General features: G+C 35.0%; 9 protein-coding genes and 1 pseudogene. 4 read left to right on the top strand and 6 right to left on the bottom strand.

Annotated elements, in window-relative coordinates; all coding sequences use genetic code 11:
• Window positions 1–510, bottom strand: a 510-nt coding sequence (locus AC5V8P_RS20540; protein WP_495473813.1) for a DUF2238 domain-containing protein, incomplete at its 3' end; no start/stop codon positions are given.
• Window positions 511–536: 26 nt separating this feature from the next.
• On the bottom strand, window positions 537–650 hold the full coding sequence (locus AC5V8P_RS20535; protein WP_196771828.1) for a DUF2196 domain-containing protein: 114 nt from the start codon (window positions 648–650) through the stop codon (window positions 537–539).
• A 422-nt stretch (window positions 651–1,072) separates the two neighbouring features.
• On the opposite strand from AC5V8P_RS20535, the gene AC5V8P_RS20530 reads away from it, so the two are divergent.
• A complete protein-coding gene (locus AC5V8P_RS20530; protein WP_064796105.1) occupies window positions 1,073–1,285 on the top strand; it encodes a hypothetical protein in 213 nt (70 codons plus the stop codon).
• Between the two features lie 637 nt (window positions 1,286–1,922).
• Here the strand turns inward: AC5V8P_RS20530 and AC5V8P_RS20525 are convergent.
• Both AC5V8P_RS20525 and AC5V8P_RS20520 read right to left on the bottom strand, forming a co-directional pair.
• The gene (locus AC5V8P_RS20525) at window positions 1,923–2,135 is read right to left on the bottom strand and encodes a YwbE family protein (RefSeq protein WP_064796106.1); all 213 of its coding nucleotides are present in this window, start codon (window positions 2,133–2,135) and stop codon (window positions 1,923–1,925) included.
• Window positions 2,136–2,350: 215 nt separating this feature from the next.
• Entirely contained in the window at window positions 2,351–2,692 is a 342-nt protein-coding gene (locus tag AC5V8P_RS20520) for a helix-turn-helix domain-containing protein (protein WP_064796107.1), read from the bottom strand.
• A gap of 130 nt (window positions 2,693–2,822) precedes the next feature.
• On the opposite strand from AC5V8P_RS20520, the gene AC5V8P_RS20515 reads away from it, so the two are divergent.
• The 3 genes from AC5V8P_RS20515 to AC5V8P_RS20505 all read left to right on the top strand — a co-directional run bounded on the left by AC5V8P_RS20515 (window position 2,823) and on the right by AC5V8P_RS20505 (window position 6,632).
• The gene (locus tag AC5V8P_RS20515; RefSeq protein ID WP_064796108.1) at window positions 2,823–3,812 is read left to right on the top strand and encodes a DGQHR domain-containing protein; all 990 of its coding nucleotides are present in this window, start codon (window positions 2,823–2,825) and stop codon (window positions 3,810–3,812) included.
• Between the two features lie 370 nt (window positions 3,813–4,182).
• The gene (locus AC5V8P_RS20510) at window positions 4,183–5,685 is read left to right on the top strand and encodes an Eco57I restriction-modification methylase domain-containing protein (RefSeq protein WP_064796109.1); all 1,503 of its coding nucleotides are present in this window, start codon (window positions 4,183–4,185) and stop codon (window positions 5,683–5,685) included.
• A complete protein-coding gene (locus AC5V8P_RS20505; protein WP_196771829.1) occupies window positions 5,682–6,632 on the top strand; it encodes a BsuBI/PstI family type II restriction endonuclease in 951 nt (316 codons plus the stop codon). The genes AC5V8P_RS20510 and AC5V8P_RS20505 overlap by 4 nt, the downstream gene beginning before the upstream one ends.
• Window positions 6,633–6,699: 67 nt before the next feature.
• Here the strand turns inward: AC5V8P_RS20505 and AC5V8P_RS20500 are convergent, their stop codons facing one another.
• Both AC5V8P_RS20500 and AC5V8P_RS20495 read right to left on the bottom strand, forming a co-directional pair.
• The gene (locus tag AC5V8P_RS20500; RefSeq protein ID WP_064796110.1) at window positions 6,700–7,275 is read right to left on the bottom strand and encodes a hypothetical protein; all 576 of its coding nucleotides are present in this window, start codon (window positions 7,273–7,275) and stop codon (window positions 6,700–6,702) included.
• Between the two features lie 17 nt (window positions 7,276–7,292).
• Window positions 7,293–8,234 (bottom strand): annotated as a pseudogene (locus AC5V8P_RS20495) (hypothetical protein); the annotation flags it as partial.

Raw genomic sequence — 8,234 nt, 5'->3', positions numbered from 1 at the left:
TAAAAAAGCTTCTGCTGCCGTACCAGTTGCTTTGGCTACAGCAAACTCAATCAGTTCGTATCCAGCACTGATCGCAAGACACACGCTAACCGTTAGAAAAGTGAGCCAGCTCCCGCTTCCCAGAGCTGTCTTACGCAGCAGTACTTCCCTAACAATGAGTGCAGGCACAAAACCTTGGACAAAATGCCCAAGTCGATCATAATAATTGCGCTCCAGCCCGAACGTATCCCGAATCCAGTTAAACAGCGGCATTTCGGCATAGGTGTAGTGCCCACCGACAATCAGGATCAGTGCATGTAGCCAGATCAGGGTGTATACCAGATTGGTAAAACGAAATCGTCGGTAAAAAGCCGTCAGTAATACAGCTCCCAAAACCGCCGGGAGAACTTCCAGTACCCATGTAAAATAATCCGCTGGGCGAATCAAGGACCAAACGAGGGCAAACACCATCAGTACAAGTAAAACAAGTGGATAGCGATTATTTTTAGACCATGCCGTTGTCTGGTTCATACATCATTCCTCCTGAGCCCAAAGCTCTATCCTTTATCCGAAACAATATGTTTGACCCGCCCAACCTGTCCGTCTGTCAAACGCACTTTGATTATATGTATCCTAATTGGTTGTGTACATAAATAAAACCCTTTCTCCACAAAGTTTATTTTGTTTTTTAATGTACATAAATATTATTTGTACATAAATTTAAGAGAGTACACAGAATTAATCATAATAAAAGAAGATAATTTGATACTACATTTAGTCTCTTCACTCGTAATATCTTCAATTATATTGGAACAAGACAAAATAGCAAGATTGTCATTTATTGATTTTCTCAAAATAAGCTTCATAAAATTCATTTTACGTCAATTTTTCCAAATTGGACGAATCAGTGTTTAACTATAAATATCCAAGTTTAAATTTCATTTCTCTCTAAGTAACATTTAGTATAACAAGTCTCCTAAGTAAAGACTCTGTAAGTAATCTGCAAGCGATAACTTCTTAACACTTACAAAAAAACGATTTCCATTAAATTAATAAAAATATATATTTTTACAGTTACTCAAGGAGGAATGGGTTGAAAACCGTTGTTTATACATTAGATGCTGGTGGAAACGACAATTTGGGATGGGTTCGTGTCCATAAGTGCCCAGGAGATATTAATAAATATGTACCAATAATTACTCCATACATTGATCAAATAATTGATTGTTTATCAAAACATGAGACTAATTATAAATCTGGTGATAATCTAAAAACTTTATCAAATCTGATTTATAAGGTAACTTAATAGCAATCGGTGTAAAAGCTCCGATGTGGTTTCCGATTTCACCCAATGAGGTGATTATCGATTTATAGAGGAACTCAAATCATCTTGGTCTGGACAAACAGGTTCAACCGTGAGTGTACAAGGAATTAAAAGAACGTTAAACCTGTTCGATTTACTGAGTAAAATAACAGATGTTAAATTGTCTACTATCACAGAATATATCATTGGGGTAAGGGAAATGAACAACATATTTTTATTCGGGGGTTTTATTAGTGGAACTGATTATAAAATTGCTTGTATCAACAACTCTGCAATTCGGATACGATCAGCAAGACCTTTAAACCGAACATCGTTGGGATGCATTTTTAATTGCTTGTGCTTTTTACGAACACTATTATAATTCTAACTTAGGATCAAATTATCAAGGAATTAAATTTACTCCAAGGTACTCAGATGTCCTGTCTCATTGGCATTCGATTATGAGAAGGTTGAGCATTTCCATTACTCCTGTCAAAGATTGTCCATGTTCGATATTAGCTGTTAAACAACATCAAAATTGTAAGACCTCTTCCATAGAGGTCTTTTTTTATGGACATCTTAAAATTCTAAAGTACATTTTTGACAAAGAAATAACGTCGAACAAAATTGATGGTTTTTGCTACTCTTCGCTCGAGTCTTTTGAAACTATTACCTTAACTCGTCCAACTTGACCACTTCGCAATTTCACTTTTATTCCGTGTGGATGATAAGGTGATTTCGTTAATATTACAGCAACTTTACCACGTGTTAAGGTTCCAGTTCTTTGATCTTGCTTTAATACAATGTCTACAGTATAACCAAGTTGTATGTCATTTCTATTTTGCCCAGACATATGTTTCTAACCTCCAGTCTTTTAATCAAATATTAAAGGTATTTATTAAAATACTGTTGTATTCGCTTCACACTTGTTCATCCTCAAATCAATTAGAACTTCCCTTATAATCTCACAATTAGTATAAAAAGTACACATAATCACTATCGGAAGTTCAATAGTTACAAGCAAACACCACCTTAGTTTTACCATGAACTATTGATTCTGTCCCAATCTCATATTTTTTCGTCGAAAGCTTTTAATACATCCGTTACTAAAGTATGAATAATTTTAATTTCTGTTAGAGTACGATTTTCTAACAAAAGGCTAATTTTATCGAAAAAAACTTCCTTTCCCATGTCTTTCTGTTTCTTTGTAAATACGTCATTAGCATCAACTTCCAATGCAATTATAATTCGTTCTAACGTATTCAGGGAGATGTTCTTCTCTCCTCTTTCGATACCACCTATATAAGACTGGGGGAGATCCACTTTCTCGCCAAGTTGTTCTTGAGTCAAGCCACGATTTTTTCTTAAATATCTAATTCGTTCACCGACTATAGTCAACAATTTACGCATAAACCCACCTCACTATATAGAGTAGGCAAGTATGCTCCAAACTAAAACTCACTCATAACATATATTACCTTTTGAAATTATATCTTATAAGATCTAATATTGAGTTACAATTTTTTTAGGAGGTTGTAAAATGAAACAAATATTAAGCCCACAAGTTATTGAAAATGTTCTCATGAGTAAAATGCGTGGAAAAGTAGTGTATCAGGGTTCTTTTCTTACTACAGTTAGCCATCAATTGTTGTATGTAAAACCATATGACCTGCTAAATGGAAGGGGATATCAACGCCCCGTAGACAAGAAGCGTTGCCTTGATTTTTCGAAATACTTATCAAAAGGAGATGAGGCTTTATTCTCTCCAGTATTATTAAATGCCGCATCTGATTGGGAATTTATTTCTTATGATAAGACTCGACCGTTTTTTGGCAGATTGTTATGCAAAGCAAGAGCCTCACTAATGGATGGACAACACCGAGTAGAAGGAGCACAAATATATACCAAAGAAACGAATAGTGAAATCACGATTCCTTTTTTAGCATTTCATTGTTTGGATGAGGAAGAAGAAATCAAACTATTTGACATCATTAACACCAAAGCTAAAGGTATTGGGCTTTCATTAAGTAAATATCTTAGGAGAGATTCTGATGATTTAAGTTGGGTTGCCACTGAGTTAATGGTTAGAAGAGACAGTCCATTTCATCAAATAGGAACTATTATTGGTAAACGGACAAAAGAGAAACATGTTACTCTTCAAAATGCATACCGAATGTTATACTTGCTTACAAATGATCAATTTTTTTCTTCTTTATCAAAAGAGGAAAAAATGAATTTATCATTATCTTTTTTCAAATGCGTTCAAGAAACACTTCCCCAAGAATGGGGTGACTATAAGGGTTATAAGTTAACACACATCGTTTGCCTTGAAGCATTATCAATTATAGGAAAGGAATTATTTCTTAGATATTCAAACGAAAAACGAAATCAGATTGATATTCAAAAAGTATTAAAAAGTATCAATAAACTAACAGTTATTGATTGGTCTATCGAAGGACCTCTCAAGTATTTAAAAGGATTAAGCGGATCAAAATCACTTGCAACTGATTTAAGGACCTTGCTGATATAAGATAGGGGATGTTTATTATTAGCCCTAACTTTTTCGGCTATAAAGAAACTATAGCTGAAAATCTTATATTATTTATGCGTCTAAAAGGGGGCTCAAGACTTTCCCTTTTGAAGTTAGTATCAGGAATCCCAAGACCAACAATTGACCTTATCATTACAGGTAATATTACGCTTGCTTAGAGAATATATTGGATATCTACTCATTGCATATTGATTAAGAAGACCTTCGGGTCTAAACGTAAATATAATCGTATACTGGATATAAAAACCCTCCACTAAATTATATGGAGGGTTTGATGTTTTGTTTCTGAACGTTCCCTTGGCATATGATATAATAATTTAATGATGAAATTGTTAATGAGGTGCGCTAAATGACATTGTTACTCGAAGAAATTGACAGAAGAAGGATAGAAACGAATAAATTATTAAATAAAAAGCGTCGATCTGAGTTAGGGCAATTTATGACTCCGATCAGTGTTGCACAGTTTATGGCATCTCTTTTTAGAAACGGAAATGTAGAAGATCAACATAAATGTATACTCGATGCAGGAGCAGGAATTGGTTCGTTATCTTGTGCATTTTTAGACCAGTTAACTAAAGATAATTCAGTTAGATCTGCTAATGTGGTTGCTTTTGAAGTCGATGATATTTTACGTGAACAATTAGAGATATCTATCGGGTCATTTTCTGAAAAGCTTAACCTTACACAGCAGATTATGTCAGATGACTTTATTGAGTGGGCTGTACAAACACTACTCGACAACAATACTTTATTTGATGAGAACAAACAAATTCATTTTACTCATGCAATTTTGAATCCTCCATATAAACAGTTCCCGAGTAGTTCACGATATCGTAAACTACTTCGGGATGTCGGGATAGAAACAGGGAACTTGTACTCCGCTTTTATTGCCCTAACACTTGCTTTAATGAAGGAAGGAGGTCAAATAGTAGCAATTATACCTCGTAGCTTTTGCAATGGTCCTTACTTTCGTCGGTTCAGATACTTCTTACTTGAAAGGGCCGCAATTCACCATCTTCATCTTTTTAACTCAAGGGATAAGGCGTTTAAAGACGATGAAGTATTACAAGAGAATGTAATAATTATGTTAGAACGTGGAGGTAAGCAAGGGGATGTTGTAGTTTCTTCATCAACTGATGGTACATTTAATGATTATGTTACTAAAATCCGTTCATTTGAAAGGATTGTTTCGCCCACTGATACTGAAAAATTCATTCATATTCCGACCTCATCAGTCGAGAATCCTATTGTTGAATCGAATAATATCATTCACACCTTACAAGATCTTGAAGTAGAGGTTTCTACTGGTCCTGTGGTGGACTTTCGCTCAAGAGATAGTCTATGTTCAATGCCAGAGCCCAATACAGTTCCTTTATTTTACCCAAATCATTTTGTTGGGCAGTATACGGAATGGCCCAAAGAAATGAAAAACTCTAATGCCATAAAAAGAAATGAGAAAACAGAAAAGTCTTTTTACCCAAATGGATTTTATACGGTTGTGAAACGGTTCTCTTCAAAAGAAGAAAAGAAAAGGATAGTCGCTGGGGTTTTAAATCCAGATCAATTCGACACTCCAGTTATTGCATTTGAAAACAGTCTAAATGTCTTCCATTCAAAAAAGGAGGGTATTCCAAAAGAACTTGCTTATGGTTTATTTGCTTACCTCAACTCAACTTTAGTTGATCAATATTTCAGAATATTTAATGGTCATACACAAGTAAATGCAACTGATCTAAGAGCTATGAAATATCCAAGCAGAGATGTATTAATTAAGCTTGGTAGTTGGATTCTAACCTTTTCTGATAAAATCCAACAGCACCATTTAGACGAAAAAATGGGGGACATTTTGTGATAAACAACAACCAAAAAAAAATCGATGAAGCACTACAAATTATCAAGTCTTTAGGACTACCAAAGGGACAACATAATGAACGAACTGCCCTTTGCTTACTCGCTCTTTTGAATTTAACTCCAAACAAAAGTTGGGGAGAATCCGATGCTCCGTTGATAGGTATTACACCTATTATGAACTTTGCCAAAGAGTATTATGGCAAGATTTATGCTCCAAATACAAGAGAGACATTCCGCAGGCAATCAATGCATCAATTCGTTGATGCTGGAATAGTGCTGTACAATCCTGACAAGCCAACCAGACCAGTCAATAGTCCTAAAGCCGTTTATCAGGTGGCACCAGATGCCCTTAAACTTTTGATGTCATTTGGCTCTCCTCAATGGGAAGATAATTTGAAAGAATATCTACTTGTCAGAGTAACCTTGGTTCAGCAATACGCTAAAGAAAGGGAACAAAATCGAATACCAGTTCAGATAGCACCAGGGAAGCGAATACTTATTAGTCCTGGAGAACATAGCGAGCTAATCAAAGCCATTATAGAAGATTTCGCACCTCGTTATGCTCCTGGAGGAATTCTTATTTATGCTGGAGATACTGGAGAGAAATTGGGTTACTTTGATAAAGATCTATTGCACAGACTTGGGGTGACAGTGGACTCCCATGGCAAAATGCCCGATGTCGTTATCTATTATGAAGAGAGAGATTGGCTTCTGCTAATTGAATCCGTGACAAGTCATGGCCCAGTGGATGGAAAACGTCACAAAGAATTAGCACAATTGTTTAAACACTCCTCAGCAGGTATTGTGTATGTTACAGCCTTTCCTTCTCGTAGCTTGATGGCAAGGTATTTGCCTGAAATAGCCTGGGAAACAGAAGTTTGGGTTGCAGATGCGCCATCACACTTGATTCATTTTAATGGTGTACGTTTCTTGGGTCCATATGAGTAAATAAAAGACATTGGAGCTGATACTCCAATGTCTTTTACTTTTCTTTAAGATATGACTCGGACTGATTTTAAAAGAGATCTGGAAATTGCTCCTTCCAATTAGAACTTGTCATCTTCTTTGTGTCGTTAATATCAAGGACATTTCGTACGTTTTTTTCCTTTTGTTTATGATCATATGTACTTTCTATAGCGACTTTTTGGTATTCATTTTTATAATAATCTCTCAGTTCCTTGAGATACTTAATTTCCTTGTCCTTTTCCTCAAGTAATTTTAGTAATTCCTTTTCTTTTTGACTGTTTTTTTCATATGCCACAGACTTCTCCCAGAGATCCTGAATATAATTATTAAATTCATTAAGAGCATTTATCATAGCAGTCTTATTACTCCAATATTTGTTCACAATATCAATAGTGTTAGGTAATTGTACAATTTCAAAACTGTCGGGGGTTAAGGAAAGAGTTTTTTGATTTAACTCATTTATTTCTTTACTCATTCTTCGGGACCAAATATGACGATGTATGCCAGTTTCTTCAGCTAAGTTTTGAAATTTAATCTCTCCTATATTCTCAACTGCATATTCCAAAAGTATCTCCTTAAGCTGCTCCTCAGAATACTTTTGCGGCCTTCCTTTTTTTCTTCTCATTGGATTTCCTCCCATTTTTATTCAGGGATATAAGAATCAACAATAGCCTTTTTATTTAACATTTCTCTCAACTTTGTGGCGAGAATAAATAATCGTTCTTGGTCTTCATGAGAATATTGCATTGTAGCCTTATCATAAAGCATCTCTGCGGAAAAACGTTGCATAGTTTCGATTTGAGCCCTGATATTTTGTGAGAATTTACTTGATTTAAGTTTTAATGAGTCAATAACATCAGATTTATTTGTCAAATCAAGTTGAAAATGCGTACAAAAAATGCAATCATCAATGCAATTGATAGGAAAACTGTTGTCTTTGCAAAATCCACCTTGTATTGCTATTGAGGATATTTCTCCTTTTCTTATCTTACTTTTAATTATGAGGCCATTTGTAGAAGAAAGGATAGTATCCCCTAAATTTTGATCTCTGTTTCTTTTAATTGTTTCGGATAATATCCTAACTCTTGCCTCTGCAAAGTAATCAAGATGGCGTGAGTAGCTTAACTGTGATTTTAAATGTAAATGACCACCTATTCTGGCAATAGTTAAGGCGTTATAGCCCTGCAACATCATATTACAGAATGCAAAATGTCGAGTGTCCCCTAACCTTACTCTCTCTATATTTGGATAACCGAATTTCTTACCTACAACCTCTTCATAGAAATCATGCAACAACTCCTGCATTTGAGAGTTATCCATTTTATCAGTACGATTCCTTTTGTTCTTAGCGGCTTTTCTTATTGGCTTAGGTATAAACAAGTTATACGGCATATAGGCCAGAAGATATTCACTTTTCTCAATCTCACTTTGTAATAACAAGTATTCATCTATAAGGTCGTATATCTCTTTCGTTATTTGCAAAGTGTTTGTTATTTCTATATCTCCATTTCCCTTTTGTTTTTCTCTCGGAATTGTAATTGTAAACTTACCATCATGAGAAGAAAGACAATTTGCTTTGATAGA

The organism is Paenibacillus sp. N119s (assembly GCF_059447605.1).
Note: the sequence above shows the minus strand (reverse complement) of the source record. Positions and strands in the feature narration are given on the sequence as shown.